Raw genomic sequence first — 21,906 nt, forward strand, 5'->3', positions numbered from 1 at the left:
ATTATTCCTAATTTTAGTTGTTATGGGAGATAACGGCTGTTTGTTCATTTTTTAATGAGTTAAAAAGAATTTGTGCGGCTTTGGTTGGGCTTTTTGAGTTGAGATACAGGTTATATCGAATTGCCGGAAGTACTGGTAGCCCTTCATCCTCACCGAGTATGCGTAAATCCTCCCCTGAAAGCTCAATTGAGCGAGCCATAATACCCAATCCCGCCCTAACCGCAGCGCGTGCTCCAGATAGTGTTGTCGCCATATAAGCAATGCGCCAAGGTATTTGCTGTTGTTCAAGGTGATTGATCATCATCTCGCGATAAGTACTCGGCTCATCTAACACAACTAATGGCAGCGGCTGCTCTAAGTTAAAACTAAAATGTTTCCCGCAATACCATAGTGAAGGGGAAACACGTAAGACAATTTTAGGGTAGCCAACATGCTCCTCGGTTGAGATCGCCAAATCGAGTTCATTATCCTCTAACATTGACATAAGAAATGGGCTGCGTTTGACAATAATATCCATGATTAAATTTGGATAAGCTCCTGAAAATCTGGCTAATAAATCAGGCAATATAGTATTCGCGGTGTCATCTGGCGAACCAATTTTTAATACTCCGTCAATTTCTTCATAAACTAGTGATAAACATGCCTCATCATTAAGACGTAAAATACGGCGGGCATAGCTCAATAGTTGTGTACCAGAGTCCGTCAATGCTTTATTTCTGCCCTGCCGGACAAATAACTCCTTGCCAATGAGTGACTCCAGCCGTTGCATTTGTTGACTCACCGCTGATTGCGTTCGGCAAACAGATTCTGCGGCGGCGGCAAAAGTTGCACCATCAACAACCGCAATAAAAGTGCGAAGTAAATCAAGCTCTAAATTAAAAATAGGACGTTTAGCAGCTGGCATTTTAGTTATCTCTTTTCTTAAGGTGTGTGGTGTCATCCAACAAAAGTGTTTAATTTACATACTAAGAAGAAAGCCTTAAATAATCTATGTTAGAGCTCAATAGTTTGGCTCTAAATTGTAGCGACTTAATAATAAATTTGACTACCTGAATATCCGCCATAATACGATTGATAAAGTAGCTACAGATGGAAAGACATAACAAATGGTTATTTATAGGCGATTCTCCTCAAAAGAGTTTGCCATCAGATAAACTTAGTCAGTAATTTCATTCGGTATCCCCAATTTCAAAAGTCACTGATTGATTTTGTGTGTAGTGACGTGACTACTTCACACTCAATCAAAAATGTTGCCCGAACTGCCAAAAGGGGATTTTGTGTATTGCTGCGAAGAATGTTACAGAGGAACATCGGCTTAAAATAGAAGAGTGATTTGCATATAAACAATTTAAATATTAATGGATTTTAATAATTATAATGCTATTCATTTTATAACCTAACTCACCCCTATATTCTGTGTATAATTAAGCACTAATCCCAATTTTGTTGAGAGAGCTGCTATGGCTGGTATGAATAAAACTCATCTGACTGAAACAGACATCATCACTAAATTTATCCTCCCTGCAATTAAAGATGCGGGTTGGAAGTTGATGTCGCAGATCCGCCAAGAAGTCAAACTTCGCGATGGTAAAGTCGTTGTGCGTGGTAAGCTAGCAGCACGGTTGACAGTGAAATCAGCCGACATAGTGCTCTACCATAAGCCGGGGTTACCACTTGCAGTCATAGAAGCTAAAGCGAATAAACACGAGATGGGAAAAGGGATGCAGCAAGGGCTAGATTACGCGCGCCTACTCGATGTCCCTTTTATTTTTGCTTCTAATGGTGATGGTTTTATCTTCCACGACAAAACAAATCCTGCGCAGCTTGAATCCGAAATTACACTCGACGATTTTCCAACACCTGAACAGCTTTGGGCTAAATACTGTATTTGGAAAGGTTTTACCGCTGAACAATTGCCTGTCATCAGCCAAGACTATTACGATGACAGTAGCGGCAAATCCCCTCGTTATTACCAGCTACAAGCCATTAATAAAACTGTAGAAGCCGTTTCTGCTGGGCAAAAACGTGTATTACTCGTAATGGCGACAGGTACTGGCAAAACCTATACCGCATTTCAAATTATTTGGCGCTTATGGAAAGCTAAAAATAAAAAACGCATTCTGTTTCTTGCCGACCGCAATATCCTTGTCGACCAAACTAAAAATAACGACTTCCAACCCTTTGGTAGCGCAATGGCAAAGGTGACTGGTAGAACAATTGACCCAGCTTATGAAATTCAATTGGCACTCTACCAAGCAATTACAGGCCCAGAAGAACACCAAAAAGCCTTTAAGCAAGTTGCTCCCGATTTCTTTGATTTGATTGTTATCGACGAGTGCCACCGCGGTAGTGCATCGGAAAACAGCGCATGGCGAGAAATTCTTGAGTACTTCAGCAGTGCAACTCAAATTGGCTTGACCGCAACACCAAAAGAAACCGATGACGTTTCCAGCACCGATTACTTTGGCGACCCCGTTTATACTTATTCACTTAAAGAAGGTATTGAAGACGGTTTCCTTGCACCATACAAAGTCGTTCGAGTCGATATCGATGTCGACTTACAAGGTTGGCGCCCCACTAAAGGCCAAGTTGATAAACAAGGCCAACTGATTGATGACCGAATTTATAACCAAAAAGACTTTGACCGCACTATGGTGATTGATGAGCGTACCAAGCTGGTGGCACAAACAATCACTGATTACCTAAAACGCACCAATCCAATGGATAAAACCATCGTTTTTTGTAACGATGTTGACCACGCTGAACGTATGCGCCGTGCATTGGTAAACCTAAATCCAGAGCAAGTACGAAAAAATGAAAAATACGTGATGAAAATCACTGGCGATGACGACATCGGTAAGGCGCAACTCGATAATTTCATCAACCCGAAAAAGCCTTACCCAGTGATTGCAACCACCTCAGAACTGATGAGTACGGGTGTGGATGCGCAGACCTGCAAACTGGTCGTGCTAGATCAAAACATTCAATCCATGACCAAATTTAAGCAGATCATCGGGCGTGGAACACGTATTAACGAGAAGTTCGATAAACTCTGGTTCACCATTCTCGATTTCAAAAAAGCCACCGAACTGTTTGCAGATGAGCGCTTTGATGGCGTGCCTGAAAAAGTGATCCGCACAACACCTAAAGATATTTCCGATCCTGAATCGGATTTCAATGAAATACTCGAAGGTGAAACGTCAGAAAGCGAAACGTTAGATAACGACGTATTTATGGGCGCAGAAGAATCATCCGCTCACTATGGCGCCACATCAGAAAGTGCCAATGGTGCTTTCGAAGAGTGCGAAGAAAACAGAATTCGCAAATATCATGTCAACGGCGTCACCGTAAAAGTGCTAGCAAAACGCGTCCAATATTACGATGCCGATGGCAAATTAGTCACCGAATCCTTTCAGGACTACACCCGTAAAACGCTACTCAAAGATAAAGACTTTGCCTCTCTTGATAACTTCATTCGAAAATGGCACTCTGCCGAGCGCAAACAGGTTATCATTGATGAACTTCAGCAGCTTGGTGTGCTTTGGGAAGTGTTAGCAGAAGAAGTGGGTAAAGACCTTGACCCATTCGATCTCCTTTGCCATGTAGTTTATGGTCAACCGCCCCTGACGCGTAAAGAACGGGCTGACAACGTGCGTAAACGTAACTACTTCACCAAATATTCAGAACCTGCACAGCATGTACTCAATACCTTGCTGGATAAATACGCGGATGAAGGCGTGCAGGAAATCGAAGATATTCAGGTGCTAAAACTAAAACCGTTCGACAGCCTAGGCCGTCCGCTAGAAATCATCAAAAGTAGTTTTGGAAATAAACAAGCATACGAGCAAGCCGTCAATGAACTGGAAGACCAAATTTATCAGTTACCACCTCGCCAGGCCTAATACCCCATATTATTTTACCACCGTGAGTTATCAGCTCTCGGTGGCTTCATTTTTACCAATGGAATACAAACATGTCGATTAGCTCAGTCATTAAATCCTTACAAGACATCATGCGCAAAGATGCAGGTGTAGACGGTGATGCTCAACGCCTTGGGCAACTGTCTTGGCTATTATTTCTGAAAATATTTGATACTCAGGAAGAAGAGCTTGAACTCGAGCAAGACGACTACCAACTCCCTATTAACTCGCGTTACTTGTGGCGTACTTGGGCGGCAAACAGCGAGGGAATCACAGGGGATGAACTGCTCGAATTCGTTAATGACGATTTATTCCCTGCTTTAAAAAACCTGACCGCGCCTATCGATAAAAACCCTCGGGGCTTTGTGGTGAAACAAGCGTTTAGCGATGCCTATAACTACATGAAAAATGGTACGCTCTTACGCCAAGTCATCAATAAGCTGAATGAAATCGACTTCAGCAACAGCACCGAACGCCACTTATTCGGTGATATCTATGAACAAATTCTACGCGACTTACAAAGCGCAGGTAACGCAGGTGAGTTCTATACTCCACGTGCGGTCACTCGCTTTATGGTCAACCGTATTGACCCGAGATTGGGTGAATCGATTATGGACCCAGCGTGTGGTACTGGCGGCTTCCTTGCCTGTGCGTTCGACCATGTGAAAGAGCATTATGTTAAGACAACTGAAGATCATAAAACGCTACAACAGCAGATCTTTGGTGTTGAAAAAAAACAGCTCCCACATTTGCTGTGCACCACGAATATGCTACTGCATGGTATTGAAATTCCGGTACAAATTCGTCATGACAATACATTAAACAAGCCTCTATCCGCTTGGGATGAGCAATTCGACGTCATTATTACCAACCCGCCATTTGGCGGCACTGAAGAAGATGGGATCGAGAAAAACTTCCCAGCAGAAATGCAGACCCGCGAAACCGCCGACCTATTCCTGCAATTGATCATTGAAGTGCTGTCCGATAAAGGCCGTGCAGCCGTAGTTCTGCCAGATGGCACACTGTTTGGTGAAGGCGTCAAAACCAAAATCAAAAAACTGCTGACCGAAGAGTGCAACTTACACACCATTGTTCGTTTGCCAAATGGTGTATTTAACCCATATACCGGAATCAAAACCAATATTCTCTTCTTCACCAAAGGCCAGCCAACCAAAGAAATCTGGTTCTACGAACACCCCTACCCTGAGGGAGTTAAAAACTATAGCAAAACCAAACCGATGAAGTTTGAAGAATTCCAAACAGAAATCGACTGGTGGGGCAATGAAGCCGATGGCTTTGCAAGCCGTGAAGAAAACAATCAAGCGTGGAAAGTCAGCATTGATGAAATCATTGCCCGTAATTTTAACCTCGATATCAAAAATCCGTATCAAGGTGAAACGATCAGCCACGATCCCAACGAATTACTGGCGCAGTACCAAGCACAACAAGCTGAAATCAGTAAACTGCGTCATCAGTTACGCGATATTCTCGGTGCTGCATTGACTGGCAATAAGGAAACAAACTGATGACCGTTGAGAAACTGATTACCGACCATATCGATATTTGGTCTTCTGCGCTGCAAACTCGCTCCACCGCAGGACGTGGCAGCAGCGGTAAAATTGATCTTTATGGTATTAAGAAACTGCGTGAGCTGATCCTAGAGCTGGCAGTACGTGGTAAATTAGTACCGCAAGACCCAAATGATGAACCCGCCTCAGAGCTGCTAAAGCGCATTGCAGCTGAGAAAGCGGAACTGGTGAAGCAAGGTAAAATTAAAAAACAGAAGCCGCTGCCAGAAATTAGTGAAGATGAAAAACCGTTTGAGTTGCCGGAGGGGTGGGAGTGGACTTCATTAAATGAGATTGCATTAATTAACCCCAAAATAGAAGTAACAAATGATGAGCAAGAAATCTCTTTTGTCCCAATGCCTTGTATTTCTACACGATTTGATGGTACACATGACCAAGAAATAAAGAAATGGGGAGAAGTAAAGAAAGGCTATACGCATTTTGCGGACGGAGATATCGCTTTGGCTAAAATAACACCTTGCTTTGAAAATAGTAAGGCTGTCATTTTTGAGGGCTTAAAAAATGGAGTGGGTGTGGGTACAACAGAATTACATGTTGCTCGCCCATTAAGTTCTGAACTAAATCTTCAATATATTCTACTTAATATAAAAGCACCTCATTATTTAACTATTGGTGAATTACAAATGACTGGTTCAGCGGGTCAAAAACGTGTACCACGAAGTTTCTTTGAGAACTACCCTATACCGTTTCCACCAAAGACTGAACAAGCAAGAATAGTAGAAACATTCTCGGAACTAATGTCCCTCTGCGATCAACTGGAACAACAATCACTAACGAGTCTAGAAGCGCATCAGCAACTAGTTGAAACCCTGTTAGCGACGCTTACTGATAGCCAAAACGAAAAAGAACTCGCTGAAAACTGGTCACGAATCAATCAGCATTTCGACACGCTATTTACCACTGAAGCTAGCATAGATGCGCTAAAGCAAACCATTCTGCAACTGGCTGTTATGGGTAAGCTGGTACCTCAGGATCCTAATGACGAACCTGCATCTGAACTGCTAAAACGTATTGAACAAGAAAAAGCGCGACTGGTGAAACAAGGAAAAATTAAAAAACAGAAGCCATTGCCGCCGATTAGTGATGAAGAAAAACCTTTTGAGCTACCGCAGGGGTGGGAGTGGTGTCGTTTCGATGATATCGTTGATATACAAAGTGGCATTACTAAAGGCCGTAAACTGCATGGTCGAACATTAACCTCAGTTCCATATCTGAGTGTTGTAAACGTCCAACGTGGATATATTGATCTTGGGATTATAAAAAAAACTGAAATTCCAATTGAAGAATTGGAAAAATACAAAGTATGCAACAATGATTTATTGATTACTGAGGGTGGAGATTGGGATAAAGTTGGTCGTACAGCAATTTGGATTGGAAATAACATTCCCTACATGGCACATCAAAATCATGTATTTAAAGCTCGTACTTTATTGCAGGAACAAAGTGTTACTTGGCTTTCAAATTTTTTAAACGGGCCATTTGCTAGAGAATATTTTTCAGGCTCTAGTAAACAAACGACTAATCTTGCCTCAATCAATAAAACTCAATTAAGAGGTTGTTTAATTGCAATTCCTCCTAAAACAGAAAAAGAAAAAATTGTAGCTAAACTCAATGATCTTTCAATTATTTGTGACACTTTGAAATCACATCTACAATCCGCGCAACAAACCCAGCTCCATCTAGCGGATGCACTCACCGACGCAGCATTAAACTAAGGAACAAACGATGTCGATTAATCATGCTATCTGGCGTGTGGGTGATAATCCCCAACCGCTAACGACTAGCAAACTTGCCAGCGAACAACTACTGGAAAAAATGATTTTAAACGACCCAGCCATTCTCTCTGACCAATGGATAATTTAGAACACGTCAAAATTAGAAGTTGATTTAAGACAGCCTCTTGTAGAGCTTTCTATTCAACTCAAACAAAGTGGCTTAATTACAAGAGGGTGAAGAAGAGTAAATCTTAGGTGAAAAGGATTTAGACAATTTAGCTTTTGTTAGTTTATGGGGAAACTAGGGGAATTCACATTTCCCTAATATCGTCCCTGATTTGGCGATCAAATTAACTATCCCTCTGCAATAAGCCAATGAAAAATGAAGGCAACCTATTGAATATCATAGATTATAGCCCTATCACCTCAGTAGTGTAATCAGGGCTTTTCATGTGTCAGACTGGGTTATCTATTAGGATCCATAATCTCATTTATATTTTCATTGAATACTATCAACACTTCTCATAAACTTAACCTAAGCTAAATTTTAGAAAGGGAATTAACATGGCGTATAAATATGATCCCGTATCAAAAACACTCATTGATGCGGACGCGAAATTTAGCTTCGAAGAGGTACCTAACTATGATGAGCTTTATTATCAAGCTAATCTAATAAAGATTAAAGGTATTCTTAACAATGAAAAAGACGATGATAATGTTGCTGCAGTAGCTACAATTGAAGAAGCAGATTATATTTTAAAGAATATGTCCACCCCGACGCCTTTCAAAGACCCTAAAGAGGCTTTATTTGGTATTGGTGATTTTATTTCTAATTACTCATCAAATATCTATGAGGCTCATCGTGTTACTAGAATTATCAATGAATTTAGAAATATTAATATCCAAGCAACTGAATATGTTGGCCCAAACGGTAATGTTTATATTCGCCTATCTGGGCATGCTGGAGTTAGAGCTTACTTAAATGGGACTCGGTATTTAATCAACAATCCTCGCATTCTATACATGGGTGTAGGAACCCAAGGTATGAATAACATATCCGTTGGTGCAACTCGATTCGCAATCGTTTTTTCAGCAGCTTACAGAGTAGTAGAATTAATATTCAAAAGTGAATATTCACTAGTGGATTTTTTTGTGAACATCACCATGGATATGGCAAAATTAGCTATTAGCACACAGATAAGTACTGCCATTGTAGGAGGTTTAACAACCGCAGGATTAATTACAGGAGGAAGCGTTATTGTCATATCCGTGGGGATATTTTTACTAGGAGCAGCAATCGCTTATGCTCTGTATAAATTAGATGATGAATTCCAAATTAGTGAGAGTATTATTAAAGCCTTAAAAACTCACAGGCCAAGAAAACCTGAAACACCTTATCACCCAGACCAATTTTTCTCACAGTGGGGGAGGTTCAGTCGTGGTTAAAATAAACCCATTTAAATTGTATTTAATTGCAGCGTTTCTTTTATTTTTAGCTTTATTTTGTTTCTATAACTCTATCATTTATTATAAAAATTATTTCATGATGAAAGATAGAATTTTATTTTCATTTCAAACTGGTCTACTTTGTTTTGCAGCACCTTTTATTATTTATTTTTCATACCTATCTTTTACATGTGGATATACAAAAAAACCACAAAAAATGAATAATAAATTAGCCAGTTTGTTTGCCGGAATCGGGGTAGTGGGTATCATATTTAGCTTTTTCTTTTCCGCCTATGTCAGCATTGATTTAGCATCGAAAGGCTACTACACCTGCTACAAGCCATCTATTTTCGCGCCAAATGAATACGTTATATCAAAAGAGATGTGTAAGTAATATTCATCTCTTTTGATACTAAAAACTACTTAACCATCTCACTATTAATACTGTAGCTTGATGTGTTCGCCATTAAATGACTTCTTGATATAGATTCGTATTTCATTTGAACCCGTTGATATGGCATGGATTCATTATCTTTTATTGAATCAGGAAATATGTCGGAAATCTCAATCAAGGAAACACCAGTAAGTTTGATTTCATAATATCTTTCAAGTTGACCAGCTTGACTTGTTCGGTAAAACATAAATTTTGCTTCTAGCACTTCGTTACTATCCAAAGCCACCGAAAGTAAAGGAGATGATTTATCAATCGGCTTAGTAAATACGACGGGTTTATATGAAGCATTCTGCTCGCGAAAAGAACCGCTATTTAGGCCTATTACTTGAATTTCGTCTTCATGGCCTATCTGATAGCGATTACCGATTGAATCCTGAGATGAGCACCCTGCCGAAATCAAACCTTGGCTTTTACCTTTTAACACTAAATACGTCGGATATGCCATACTCTCTCCTGTAATCGTTGGCCTTTAACTATTCATTGTTCATATTACCTGAATTTAGGTTAAGTACACCAATTTAATTCACGTTTAAAGGCTGAATCAAGAATGGTAAGAGTGAAAACCTACAGCCCTTTGTAGGGCTTGGCATATGTCAGGCAGGGTTATCTAAGAACAGAGGCATTTTGTGGCTGTACGCGTTGCTGGAGGCAGGGAAAGCCATAAAATCTAGCTCTAAAGGCTCATCTACCGCGATTAAACAGCCTAAGATAAAGCTCTCCGCTATCGCCATGCGTTTGGGCTTTAAAACCTCTATTTGCTTAACGTTGAGTGGCATTGATGGGGCACCTATAACAATCGAATTGAAGTGCCCCTTATTTGGCCCTTTTTGGGGATGGACACAAGAGACGTTATAAGATGCCACTGGATAAAGTTGTCATTAATTTTTTTTAGATATTTTTTATTTTATGGATGATTTGAGACGTTAGCATACGTCAAGATAGTGCGAAGGCCGGACTCATACATAATACTTAACCTCATGATCTAAATTAAAATATAAAAGTATAAAATTATTTATACCAACGCATGTACCAACAGATGAAATTCTTACTTTTTCTGATGGTTATCCAATTCAGGTAATTGTGATTCTAGTAAGCAGACCAACATCACTAACTTTAACATGGTATTATTGCATTATACCCTGTAAGAGACCTTATTTAAGTAAAGTATTTTACTTTACTCTTTCTCGGAATCATTAAACCACTTAGGCATGGAGCTCCCATCTATAGGTAATCTTATATATCTATCATCACCAAGTTCATCCTTGATGCATCTCAACTCTTCAAAGCCCCACTTTCCATCTCTATCAGAAAAATATACGGTGTATTTATCAACATGGAAGCCAAAGTATCTTTCTTGAGGTTCTGAAATTTCCAATTGACCGCAATGTGCTGAGACTCTCCACTCATAATCAGTAGAAATATCTAGAGCTAGCACCATGAAATTTGGAATCCACCGTAAAACTAATGATAATACGATGGTAGCAGCAGCCAAAAGAAGTACTGTAGTCATGAAGCGAATTCCCTTCAATTTACCAGCCATTTTCAAAAAGAATATATACAAAAGCGGCTGAAGAACTAAAAAGAAAATAAATACCATGGATGAGAATGTCCATATTAACTCAAGAAATGGTGAATTAGTTATATCCATATTACTTATTTTCATGAAAAAACTAGCTGCTATAGCGCTTACAACAAAATATACTATAGATATTACTGATAAAAGAAAAAACCAAAATCTCGAAATAAATTTATTCCCCTTTCTTTCAAGATCATAAAAGAAAAAAACACCATTAAACAACACTAAAATGATAAATACGAGAAGAACATATCTAGCAATTCCCACTTCATTCAAATTAATAAGTACCGATAGTAATAAAAATGAAAAACAAGAAAGTAACGTTAAGAACTTAGAGTAATCAATTTCTATTTCATCTTCATCTATAACTAAAAACCTTAGAAATGAATATCCCATTTTAAAACACAGGACACAGAAAAGTATAATTATTATAAAAAAAGAAAGAATAACAATTTCGTATTTAAGTGGGAAGCTAAAATTAACGATAAGAAAATTAAAGGTCAATAATAATAAAAATACAATTAGATAAATATTTTCTTTTATTTCTTTAAATATTTTCATGTGATCCTTTCATCTTCAATATGTTAAATTAATAAACCTTATAGTTTGAGAGTAATGCTGACGAAACCATCAACATTACTAACATATCACTTTCCTGCTACCGAAACCTTAGCCAACTCTGGATTATTAGCCTGAAAGATCGATAGCGGTAACTCAACCTTACGCCCATTCTGATCTTCCACCGCTTTAACGACTTCAAACTCAGCGACGTCCTCGCAAGGAATTTCTAATCCAGTAAACGTGGCACGAGTAGCGCTAGAATCGCCAAAAGGTTCCACTTCCAGTATCGTATCCCCTAATACTTTTCCTTTTCCATCTTTCATTCGCAGCGTTAGTTCAAGCGCACCAAACTCCGCATGGTCTAGAACCATATGGCTACCACCATTATCGAGGGTAAATGAGTAACCACAGTAACCTTGGTTAATAAAATTTGAGCTGGTATGTGTGATGCTCGCATAACGCTGTTGTTCTTCAGCCAAACTAAATGCACTGACTGCTAATAAACTCATCGCAAATATACTTTTTATCTTATTCATTCCGTTACCTTTTGTTATCTTGTATAGTCCTCGCTACCGCAAGTAACGGTAGCGAGAATGTTATTTATTGTTGGTTGGTTTGGAATCCACCTTTAGTACGATCTTTTTCTTTCCAGCGCGGTCGATTCTTGCCTGATAATTCTTTTTGCTGGTTCCAATAACCTATCGGATAGCGTTTGACGATAGTACCGCTGACACCAATGTCAACTGACGAATATTGCCCGTTATTAATGTATCCTTTTTGGACATAAGCATTAGGGCTACAAGTGCCTGTATCACGTTGTTGCCAGTTTCCGTCAGTTCTTGCCACGATATAAAAATCACCAAATGCGCAACCTGACGCAGATTTATGATTCAATATAGCAACATAGTGCTTGGTTGAACCAACAATCCTACAAGTACTATTTTGGCTTCCACACACTTGCCATAAGGTTTTACCGCCATCGCCTTTATATTCCCAAATGGTATTTTTAGGGGGCCGGCTGGTGGCAGAGGCGGATGATGTCATCAACCACAGTGAGGCCAATACAGTTACAACTACATATCTTTTCATTATAAATTCCTATCAACATAAATAGAAACGTCAGATTGACGCTTGATGAACACCGTCTAATGGGTGCTTGGTTTTCCCTGATATGGCGTATTCGATGGTTATCGGGTGAATGGTGAATAAGGTATCCACAACAAAAATTGCTGATCATGTTTAATGTGATGACTGACGGTTAAGTCGCACTAAAATCCAGTGACGAATTCGCCGATGAAGATAAAAGGCAATACCAGTGGCGATAAGCAAATCAACCAGTAATATCGTGGTGGCGATACCTTCAGTAAAACCGTATAGCCAACCGGATGACATGATGATCAGTAGGCTAGAGAGGGCTAATCCGATAATGATGGACGAGATAATGGCAATTAATTTGGGATTGAAATGGATTTTATAGTCAATCCCCTTAAAAGCACTCAAAACCCATAAGCCTAATTGCGCCAAGAGTTGTGGGGTAACCAAAGCTAAGAGATATAAAACGAAGTACATCAATGTGATCCCATACGGATTCATGATGAGAGCGATAAGTTGGAAATGTGTTAACAATACGCCAGTGATCCAAAGGCATAACAAAATACTGATAACAATAGCGATGCGTTCTAAACCCCGTTGTAAGTGTGAAATGGTGTTCATATTTTTAAGCTTCCTTATGTGATGATGAATTCACAGTGTGATGGTGACTTTGAATGGGCATGGCCCATTCGTGACCGCAATCGCGACATATCCAGCCCGTACCCCATGCAATGATGTCTTGCTCAGAAGAACAGTGAGGGCAATGTGTGGGATGCGATGCTGGTGGGGTTAATAACGTCATGGTCGGTTCCTTTCTTTGTGTGATGGAAGAGAGGTAAGTACTTGTGATATCAATCGAAAATGCGGTAAGGCTGCGATAAAACTGTTTTGTTGTGACAGTTGCATCACTGCGTGTTTCGGTGTGAAGGGGGTATTGAGTGATTGAACTTGCTGGATATCCTCTAACAACAAGACATGTACTTGCTGGTGGTATTCCGCCAATAAATACCACTGGCCTTCACGATAAATGAGTTGATAAGGTTGTAGTGGATTAAAACGACGCTCAGGCGTGAGTAAGCTAATGGATTGCTTACTGGTAATGGCATACACCAATTGATAGAAATGGCCGGCATGCAAAGCCGAAATCTTATGGGCATGATGCCAAATCAAACAAGGCGCATGGGGCTGCTGGGTTAACAGTAACCCGAGTAAGCGGCTATCTAGCCCCGGAAACAACCGAGTCATCCCAATCTGTTTCACAAAGGTAAGAACATCTTTGTCTCGATAAGCTTTTAGTGTATTGATGGGCAAGCGATAGCAACCTTGCCGACCTTCTACCCCCAGATAAGCCAAGCGTTCACGTAGATCGCGCTGTAACGTGCGTTCAGAAACATTGAACTCTTGGGCTAAACATGAGAGCACAAGGCTTTCTCCTGCCATTAAGCGGGCAATCAACGCAGAGAGTCGCACAGCCATGCGGTCATATTTTCGGTTAGTCTGAAACATAACGTATTGCTCTCAATAACAGGCGTTAGGAAATTAAGAAGTGAGGGAGTTTAACTTAGGGGATTGACAGGTTATGTCTGTTGGGAAAAATTCTCATTGGACTTTTTAGTGAAAAATCACTATAAGTAATTCATTGATAAATAACGTTATGCTTTTTATTTGAACGATAAGAAAGTAAGGCGTAACGACACAACCTGTCAGGGCGGGAAAATTAGTTGGGCTGGCGAGGGGCGAGTTGGTTAAATAAAGTATCCGCCATCACCCACAGGGCTTTATTGAGTTTGATATCGCCATCAATCCCATTTACTGAACGAGTACGAGCACGTTTTCCTTTTGCGGTTCTGCCTGATAATCCCCCTTTAATCAGGTTTTCTTGTAAACGTTGGTATACCGTCCAAAGGTCTTCTTTCTTATCTTCAACGCGCCGAGGCTGTAGAATTTGCTCTCGTGTGACTGGCTGGAACTCTTCACCAAAGCGGTAGGTCAAAGCCGCTTCAGCAAAGGCTTGCTGGGCTGGTGGGGGTAACAATAACGACTGCATACTTTCGCGTTTTTCAGCCACTTGCTCAAACGTATCGAGTACCTCATACGCCCCTTCAATTACTTTCCCCACCACATCCCCTTTGTGAAGTACTCTCACTTCCCCTAATACATCGCCGCACACCAAACCGTTGGAGCATACGGCTCTAAAGAGTCCCGGCAACATCTGATAGCTGCTTGAGCCATCATGGCTATTAAGCAGAATAATTTCAGGGACTTGTATACCCGTGATTTGGTCATGTCGTCTGAGCCGTAACATATGCTTGGTGTGCTCTCGACGACTGATATCCCGTACCCGAGTCTGGCAGGCAAAGAACGGATAGAAGCCTTCTTTTTGCAGGCTATCTAACAAGGTAATGGTCGGAATGTAGGTATAGCGTTCACTGCGAGAATCGTGCTTTTCTTCAGAAAACACACTCGGTACAGTACGGAATAACTCTTCGATAGTGAGTGGACGCTCACGACGAATACTGTTAGCAGAGCCAAAACGCGAAGCTAATAAACTCATGATAGACTCCTGATTAATCAATTAAGCGGAAAATGGCAGCGGATTCGGGATGTTGTGAAGCGTAGTCACGCAATTGATAAAAACGGTCGCACATCACTTCGCTTTCCGTTTGGAACGACCAGATGCTGTACAGGATCAGACACACCACAATCCCTGCCGCTTCTTGACTCACAGTGGCTTCATTGCCGTTGTGCATGTTGAATAGGGTTAAGGTGTCTGCGTTGATATCGGGGAATATAAAGGCACCGCCATTACTGAGCACGCCGTACTCCCAGTAACCGCCATGATATTCGTCGCAGAATTGACCCATCGTGGTGAAGATCACCACTTCAAAGGTAGCCCAGCCTTTTACTGCACCAAAATGGTTGAACCAAAAATCTAGGCGTTGCTCATCAGGGACTAATTCCATTGTGATAGCAGATTCAGTTGAATGATTCATTAGTTGATACTCCATTAAAAAGAAATAAAAAAGCGCCAATCCCGTTAAGGAGTGGCGCTAGATGTCATTAATGTTGCGTTAATTTAAGAAGCTAAAAGAATACGCTCCACAGGGACTTAGCGACGGAAACGATGCTGTTTTTGACTGTACCAATCGTGCTTTTTATCAAGACAGGTAGGGGAAGGATGTCTATCAGCGTATCGACGATATCACTGACGCATTGCCCAAAATCATTACGTGCAGAGTTCTCTACGGATTGCGTCCGGTAAGTGCTGCTCAGTTGTCTAGCTACCCCGCTACTGGCTTGCACCGGTAACGCCTGTATTAATTGCTCTGCTAATACAGTCAGTTGATAGTTTTCGATTGCAGATACAACCATCACAGGGTGATTCGGCTTAAATGCTGTTATCACGGCTTGTTGCTTCAATTCTAAGTTAGCTGCTTGCTCTAAGGATGGCTGGTGAGACAGTTCATTCCACTGGCGACAGGGTTCTATCTTGTCAGCTTGATTCAGCACAAATAGAAAGCGGTTTGGTTGATAACCACATTGCTCAGTGAGAAAGCGATAACACTGTTCATCAGAAGACCATGCCCTATCATCGGCTTTGAGTACCCAGATAATTAAATCCAGTTCTGGTAATAAGTTACGATATAGCTGGTGGTACTCTTTATCTCGTTCTATGCTTTCCCCCAGGCCGGGTAAATCAACAAAGGTGAGTGTATGGTTGTTCATCGTCATACTGTAGCGTTGGGCTTGGCGCGTACAACCTGAAACATTACTCACAGACGATAGACGGGATTGGAACAGAGCATTAATCAGACTGGATTTTCCAGCCCCTGTTTTACCCATTAAGCCTATGGTGGGGGAGTAATTGATAAGTTTATTCAAATGGGATAAAAACATATCCTTAACCCCTTTAGGGAGGAAAAGAAAATGATTTTCGAGTTTATTCATCGTTGCAACCTTAATATATGTTAAGTTCGCATAGATGATATATATTTGAAATTTATTTCATTTTTTCATATTCATCAATAATGAAGCTATTTAACCACTCCGACGCGGGTACACCATAGTTAAGGGCTAACTCTGTCAATTTAGTTCTTGCCTCTGCTGAAAGTTGAATATCTTTCGGTGTTTTTTTTGGCCTTACCGAACCTTTTGATTTAGTAGTTGTTCTGTGTTTTCGCTCATTTCGAGCTAGAAGTAATTTTTTATAGCGCTTATCTTTTTCATCTTGGGGTGATTGCCATAAATAAAAACCAGTCACAATGTAAAGATAAAGCTCTTCACTATCCTGATATTCGGTTTTAGTCAATGCTTTACTTTTGACCAGATAGTTATAGGCCCACTTGCACATTTTTATATCGGATGGTTTTAACCAATCAAAGTACTTGTAATGGCAGGTTTTCTTAATTACGTCATTTCTTAAGTAGTCAAGCATACTATATATATCAGTAACATAATCTGAGTATTGAAAAGCATTAAGCCTAGCTACAACAAAGTTAATATATTCAATAGATTCTACATATCGCCCTTCATGACTCTTCGGTGCAAAAATAAATTTCTTATCAAAAAAACCGTTCGTTACTGTTTTTATAACACTACTAAAGTCGTCCTTAACTGTGAGATCTGTTAAGTAGTTTCGTATTTTGAACATATAAAAATTAGCGTCTTTGCTGTTGCTCAACACACGCCATATGAGGTAACAAAAAACTTTATTCTTTCTCATATAACCATAAATTTCATTCTCTATATATGAATAATTCATCGTCATGAAAGCCTCATTTTTTCATCAATTAAAATATGATTATTATTTTATAATACGGTAATAAAAAACTATTAAAACCACCAATAAATAGCTAATTAAAACACATTTTTATTCATGATTTAATCGTGATATTCATGTTCTTTCATTCCTTAATTTTAAAGGGTTATACATAGATTATTAGGCTTATACTAATACAATAGTGCTGTTTTTATTGATAAGCATACTAAAAAAATAATTCTAATATTGTGAAAGTGACGCTGTTATCCATTTCGCGTTAGAAAATTAATATCAGAGTACTTTTTAATGAGATGAGTCACTGAGTCTCTGACAAGCAGGACTTCTGTGTGTAAAAACGGTGCTGGTATAGTTATATATTTAATAGAGTAAGAATGGCATTTTATAGACCTAAAGATCACTCAAACAATCTTGACTAACTTATCTATTTTTTACATCCATCGAACTAGATATGACTTAAAAAACCTTAAGGAATAAATCATGTCTAGTTATACCTACAATGAGGACTATCTTCGTCAGATAGACCGAACAGTCCGTAAATCACTCCTCACCAATAATCGTGTCACAGCTATTCGCGTAGATTTACGCTTCCCGTCATCGACAACTTGTTACCATGAGGATTCAACAGTCATAACTCGTTTTATTGAATCCCTAAAAGCCAAAATAGGCGCAGACCTAAAACGCAAAAATAAAGTATGGGCTCGTAATTATTCATGCCCCTTATCTTATGTTTGGGTGAGAGAGTTTGGTGAAATCAATCGCAGAAAGCACTATCACTTATTGCTGCTAGTCAATAAGGACGTCTATTGGAGTTTAGGTGATTACACTAGAGCGGAAGGAACGCTTTATGCATTAGTACAACAAGCATGGTGTAGTGCAATTGGTGTTAACTACTCTACGGAGCGTTATTTAGTTCATATCCCAGATAACGCTGTTACTTGGCTAGATAACAATAATGCCAACAATGAAAGTACGATATTCGAATTAAACCAGCGCTGTCGTTACTTAGCCAAAGAACATACAAAATATTATGGTGATGGTGAGCGTTCATTTGGATGTAGCCGTTAATCTACCAATAAAAAACATGAGGGGGATATCTTTTGGAAGAGAGATATCCCTAAACACTTATCGATATCCCTTCTGCCTTTTAACTTTAAAGACAGGAGTTCAATAATGAGCACTCAAGCTATTCCCTTATTAGATGATCAATTCGTTGATATGAAATTTATAACCCGTTTAACTGGACTAACTGATAAATGGTTTTATAAGTTGATACAAGATGGGGAGTTTCCAAAGCCGATAAAACTGGGGCGTAGTTCTCGTTGGTTAAAGAGCGAGGTTGAAAATTGGCTACAGGCACGTATTGCCGAATCCAGAGCTTAACCCATCTCCCCGCCTTCCGTATCAATCGCATCAGCTTTTAAATCACACCGAAAATTCAACAATAAAAAAGTATCATGACTCTCATGAGGTATAGCTACACTACGACTAGAGCTAGCTGGCTTTACCAAAATCGCCATTTATCGGTGAAGGAGACATCCCTAACGAAAATAACCGCCAGTGTATGGCAGCTGATATATGCTTTCATGACACCGACAACACACTCGCTGTTGTTCCGGTATAACTGTACCGCTTGATACTTACTAAAATGCTTCCTGAATTATTATCTGTCCAAGATGAAATGGATGTCAGCTTAATCACCGATAACCCCCTGCTAAGATCCCCCCCGATGCTGGAGAGTATCTTTCTCAACGAGTACGTGAGGATTGGACAATGTTTATTTGCCAACAAACTTATTGGTCTGTTTAACCAGTACAATAACTCTGAGCTAGGCCCCAAACTGATGTGGTTGTGCTGGTATGATTTGATGTTAGGTTTTCCTTTAGATGATGGGCTGAATACCCTGAAGATGAAAACTGAAGAACAGTTGGTAAAACGGATAATTGGCAGGCAAATGGAGAACTGGGGACTGACGAGGATAATGGATGATTATGTGTTGTTTGGTTGATAAAGAAAACGTCTAGAATATCCCCACAGTAACTTAGTCCGTCAATGAATCTAAAGCTTCACTAGGAATAAAAACATTTAAAACAAATTATTAGGGCTTTAATTTTAGGAAAATAGACACTAAAAACAGCGTTACCTAAGTACACGAAAAACAATCCTATATTCAGAAAGAATTAAAAAATATCGTTCATATCTATTTTAGAATGGCAAAGCAGGATAGATCTTAAATAATGGCACTCACATTCAAAAGAAAAATGTGAAAAAAAATGATTGAACACATAATCTAAATATCTATCCATGTTGTCGGAGAGACACAAATCAAGATTGTGAATTTTTATACTTGTGCTCCCTCACTGACACGGTATGATTTTATGCTTTGTTTCGCCGTATTATGCTTACCGCCTTTACTATTCATAAAGCGCAATGAAAAGCATCATTATCAGCTAAGGATATTGAAAATGAGTTTCTGGATATTTATTTTTGCGCTGTTCGTTATTTGGTCATTATTTTTCAAAAAGAAAAAACCGGTGGCTCCTAAGGTGAATAACAAAAAACCAATTAACAAAGTATCTTCTGGTAAATCAACTAACAACTTATCAAATATACACTCTCGGGCACCTGACGAAGATGAACTAGCAACTTTTACTTTCATTAACGAGCAAGTAGTTGATTTTCACGCTAGGCAAGAACAACCACAAAAAAATTTATCCCAACGCCATACAACACCCGCACGATGGATAAAACCAGATGAAAGCGTAACAATTGAAAATATCGTCATTAATGGTGGTTATTTTTATTTCGGTGGACAGTTAAAAGCGGGTTCATCAGGAGAGCATCACTATCGTTATAACGACAATTCCGATGCATCTCTAGTTAACAGTGCTTTATCAATCCAACATGCTTCGGTACATCATCAGGATGAATCACTGGGATACTGGCCTAGCTTTTCAACACTATCTCCACCTTCTCGAGGGGCTTATCTTAGCTGGTTAGCAAGCGATAGAAATGATGCAAGCTGCCCTATTGGTTATGTTTTTATCTATTTCTATGGTCTTGAACGTCGCATACTGGTAGATGGAGCACAGAAAGCAATACCTGCCGATGAATTCAAATCATTATTTGGAGAAGTTTCACGTTTAAGGTCGATATTTAAATTAAACAACTCCTTCTATCGGTATTCTACTCAATTAATAGAAACCATGTTACTTCTTCGACCTGATGTTATCAAAATTGAAAATGAGAGCGATTACTTTGCATCAGGGAGTTCACTTTTGTTCCGATTCCGCCTAGCTACAGTAGTGGAACAAGGGGAACCATTGCCAGTCGATCTGGCTTTGGCTTGGGTAAAATATTACGCCGAATATGCTCTACGAACTCCAGCAAGACGTTGTGTTAATGAATTTACGGCTCTATTTAAACAACGTTATGCAGATAAATTCAACAATGGCCTTATCATCAAGCCAAACAAGACCCGTTTGGAGTTAAATTATTATCCAGCAAGCAGTACACTACGTGGAATTAACATTGAGCATCTTAATCTACCTGACCCTAGCGTATTAAGAGCTCCGGTACAGAAATTAATACAAATTGCAGAATCTTGTACCGATTCTTTGGATGCTTATAGCCGCTATCTCGGCAAGAAAGAAGCGTCAAGAAGTGATATTGCCGCCATAATGCTTCTCCCTGATGAAGTCCTAAACGAAGATGCAGAACATACGTTTACGAAGTTTAAACGCTGGGCTGATGAACAAATTAGTGAAAATGCAGGATTAGTAAAAGTTGCTAGCTTTTGGGCAATACTTGATATTCCTGCCCCAGATAAGATCAATAAAAAAGAAGCCGAATTGATACAAAATTTTATTCAACGCACAGGTTACGGCGTTGCACCAGATACACGTTATCACCATGTAAAACCTGAGCCTGACGGAAATATCGTTTTATTTTTAGAGGGTCATGGTGAATTCTTCACGCCCTCTACAGAGTTTTTGTCAGTGTCTGTAGCACTTCGATTGGGTGCAATGATTGCGCAAATGGACCAAGATGTAGACATTACTGAACAGATTGTACTGGAAAAAACGATTGATCATAATGGCACCTTGTCACCAACTGAAAAACGCTCGCTACATGCCTACCTAAGATGGTTACTCAATACACCTGCCAATATGGCTGGCTTGAAAAATAAAATTGAACAACTGAACGATAAAGAAAAATCTACTATTGGTAATGTAATTCTTAGGGTCGCTTGCGCTGATGGAAAAATTGACTTAGCTGAAATTAAGCAACTAGAAAAAATCTACTCCAGCCTTGGCTTAGACAGCAAAGCTGTTACTAACGATCTCCATCATCTGTCAATGACAGGAAAAACTTCAGAGCACAGAACACAAACAGTATTGGAAAGAAATAATATTTTCTCACTTGATGAACACGCTCTTGCCCGTCATGAATCCGATACAGCAAATGTTCATCAGTTGCTGAGCACAATTTTTGAAGAAGATAGTGCCACAGAAGAGCGACCAAAAGATATTCCATCAAATTCAACAGTTACTCTTGATGAAACACACCATCAACTCTATCAACTTTTGTTAGAGAAAAATCGCTGGGAAAGAAATGAAGTCGCTGAACTATGTCAGCAACTTAATTTGATGTTAATCGGTGCAATCGAAGCTATTAATGATTGGTCTTTCGAACAGGTTGATGCACCTCTTCTTGATGAAGACGATGATGGCATTTACGTCGACTTAGAAATTGCACAAGAACTCAAAGGATAAT

21 protein-coding genes and 1 pseudogene are annotated in these 21,906 nt (G+C 39.6%); 10 read left to right on the forward strand and 12 right to left on the reverse strand.

The features are described from left to right. Positions 1-13: 13 nt before the first annotated feature. The gene (locus tag P3L40_RS20375; protein WP_036958742.1) at positions 14-904 is read right to left on the reverse strand and encodes a LysR family transcriptional regulator; all 891 of its coding nucleotides are present in this window, start codon (positions 902-904) and stop codon (positions 14-16) included. 556 nt (positions 905-1,460) lie between these two features. Here P3L40_RS20375 and hsdR point away from each other — a divergent pair. From hsdR to P3L40_RS20405, 6 genes and pseudogenes are all read left to right on the forward strand, one after another. Continuing rightward, on the forward strand, positions 1,461-3,902 hold the full coding sequence (hsdR, locus tag P3L40_RS20380; RefSeq protein ID WP_210853028.1) for an EcoAI/FtnUII family type I restriction enzme subunit R: 2,442 nt from the start codon (positions 1,461-1,463) through the stop codon (positions 3,900-3,902). Between the two features lie 71 nt (positions 3,903-3,973). After that, on the forward strand, positions 3,974-5,446 hold the full coding sequence (locus P3L40_RS20385) for an N-6 DNA methylase (RefSeq protein ID WP_094961541.1): 1,473 nt from the start codon (positions 3,974-3,976) through the stop codon (positions 5,444-5,446). Beyond that, a complete protein-coding gene (locus tag P3L40_RS20390; RefSeq protein WP_210853027.1) occupies positions 5,446-7,224 on the forward strand; it encodes a restriction endonuclease subunit S in 1,779 nt (592 codons plus the stop codon). The genes P3L40_RS20385 and P3L40_RS20390 overlap by 1 nt, the downstream gene beginning before the upstream one ends. Positions 7,225-7,234: 10 nt before the next feature. Beyond that, positions 7,235-7,369, forward strand: a pseudogene (locus P3L40_RS20395) (nuclease); the annotation flags it as partial. Positions 7,370-7,788: 419 nt separating this feature from the next. Beyond that, positions 7,789-8,670 carry a hypothetical protein gene (locus tag P3L40_RS20400; RefSeq protein ID WP_094961539.1) on the forward strand — a complete coding sequence of 294 codons (882 nt, stop codon included), beginning with the start codon at positions 7,789-7,791 and terminating at the stop codon, positions 8,668-8,670. Beyond that, complete coding sequence (locus tag P3L40_RS20405; protein ID WP_094961538.1) at positions 8,663-9,064, forward strand: DUF1240 domain-containing protein; 402 nt, start codon at positions 8,663-8,665, stop codon at positions 9,062-9,064. The genes P3L40_RS20400 and P3L40_RS20405 overlap by 8 nt, the downstream gene beginning before the upstream one ends. Before the next feature lie 25 nt (positions 9,065-9,089). Here P3L40_RS20405 and P3L40_RS20410 read toward each other — a convergent pair whose 3' ends face one another. From P3L40_RS20410 to P3L40_RS20460, 11 genes are all read right to left on the reverse strand, one after another. Further along, on the reverse strand, positions 9,090-9,569 hold the full coding sequence (locus P3L40_RS20410) for an Hcp family type VI secretion system effector (protein WP_210853026.1): 480 nt from the start codon (positions 9,567-9,569) through the stop codon (positions 9,090-9,092). Positions 9,570-9,717: 148 nt separating this feature from the next. Then, complete coding sequence (locus tag P3L40_RS20415; protein WP_247605825.1) at positions 9,718-9,900, reverse strand: hypothetical protein; 183 nt, start codon at positions 9,898-9,900, stop codon at positions 9,718-9,720. Positions 9,901-10,298: 398 nt separating this feature from the next. After that, entirely contained in the window at positions 10,299-11,261 is a 963-nt protein-coding gene (locus P3L40_RS20420; RefSeq protein WP_210815400.1) for a hypothetical protein, read from the reverse strand. A gap of 86 nt (positions 11,262-11,347) precedes the next feature. Continuing rightward, on the reverse strand, positions 11,348-11,797 hold the full coding sequence (locus P3L40_RS20425) for an IrmA family protein (RefSeq protein ID WP_154637183.1): 450 nt from the start codon (positions 11,795-11,797) through the stop codon (positions 11,348-11,350). A gap of 64 nt (positions 11,798-11,861) precedes the next feature. Then, positions 11,862-12,350: a hypothetical protein gene (locus tag P3L40_RS20430; RefSeq protein WP_154637182.1), complete on the reverse strand. Its 489-nt coding sequence runs from the start codon at positions 12,348-12,350 to the stop codon at positions 11,862-11,864. Between the two features lie 150 nt (positions 12,351-12,500). Beyond that, positions 12,501-12,974: a hypothetical protein gene (locus P3L40_RS20435; RefSeq protein WP_154637181.1), complete on the reverse strand. Its 474-nt coding sequence runs from the start codon at positions 12,972-12,974 to the stop codon at positions 12,501-12,503. Between the two features lie 177 nt (positions 12,975-13,151). Beyond that, entirely contained in the window at positions 13,152-13,859 is a 708-nt protein-coding gene (locus P3L40_RS20440; protein WP_210853025.1) for a helix-turn-helix transcriptional regulator, read from the reverse strand. Positions 13,860-14,070: 211 nt separating this feature from the next. Further along, on the reverse strand, positions 14,071-14,907 hold the full coding sequence (locus P3L40_RS20445; RefSeq protein ID WP_154637192.1) for a DUF932 domain-containing protein: 837 nt from the start codon (positions 14,905-14,907) through the stop codon (positions 14,071-14,073). A 13-nt stretch (positions 14,908-14,920) separates the two neighbouring features. Beyond that, positions 14,921-15,346 (reverse strand): antirestriction protein, encoded by a 426-nt coding sequence (locus tag P3L40_RS20450; protein ID WP_154637193.1) that lies wholly within the window; start codon positions 15,344-15,346, stop codon positions 14,921-14,923. Positions 15,347-15,437: 91 nt separating this feature from the next. Next, a complete protein-coding gene (locus P3L40_RS20455) occupies positions 15,438-16,301 on the reverse strand; it encodes a GTPase family protein (RefSeq protein ID WP_154637194.1) in 864 nt (287 codons plus the stop codon). A 52-nt stretch (positions 16,302-16,353) separates the two neighbouring features. After that, positions 16,354-17,121 carry a hypothetical protein gene (locus P3L40_RS20460; RefSeq protein WP_154637195.1) on the reverse strand — a complete coding sequence of 256 codons (768 nt, stop codon included), beginning with the start codon at positions 17,119-17,121 and terminating at the stop codon, positions 16,354-16,356. 489 nt (positions 17,122-17,610) lie between these two features. Between P3L40_RS20460 and P3L40_RS20465 the strand changes: the two genes are divergently transcribed. The 4 genes from P3L40_RS20465 to P3L40_RS20480 all read left to right on the forward strand — a co-directional run bounded on the left by P3L40_RS20465 (position 17,611) and on the right by P3L40_RS20480 (position 21,905). Next, the gene (locus tag P3L40_RS20465) at positions 17,611-18,198 is read left to right on the forward strand and encodes an inovirus Gp2 family protein (protein ID WP_154637196.1); all 588 of its coding nucleotides are present in this window, start codon (positions 17,611-17,613) and stop codon (positions 18,196-18,198) included. Positions 18,199-18,303: 105 nt separating this feature from the next. Continuing rightward, positions 18,304-18,513, forward strand: a complete 210-nt coding sequence (locus tag P3L40_RS20470) for a helix-turn-helix transcriptional regulator (protein ID WP_066749988.1) — start codon at positions 18,304-18,306, stop codon at positions 18,511-18,513. A 346-nt stretch (positions 18,514-18,859) separates the two neighbouring features. Further along, a complete protein-coding gene (locus tag P3L40_RS20475) occupies positions 18,860-19,138 on the forward strand; it encodes a hypothetical protein (RefSeq protein ID WP_316927998.1) in 279 nt (92 codons plus the stop codon). A gap of 457 nt (positions 19,139-19,595) precedes the next feature. Further along, positions 19,596-21,905: a TerB N-terminal domain-containing protein gene (locus P3L40_RS20480; RefSeq protein ID WP_154637198.1), complete on the forward strand. Its 2,310-nt coding sequence runs from the start codon at positions 19,596-19,598 to the stop codon at positions 21,903-21,905. Position 21,906: the final 1 nt, after the last annotated feature.

The organism is Providencia sp. PROV040, assembly GCF_032706145.1.
Lineage (GTDB): Bacteria > Pseudomonadota > Gammaproteobacteria > Enterobacterales > Enterobacteriaceae > Providencia > Providencia hangzhouensis.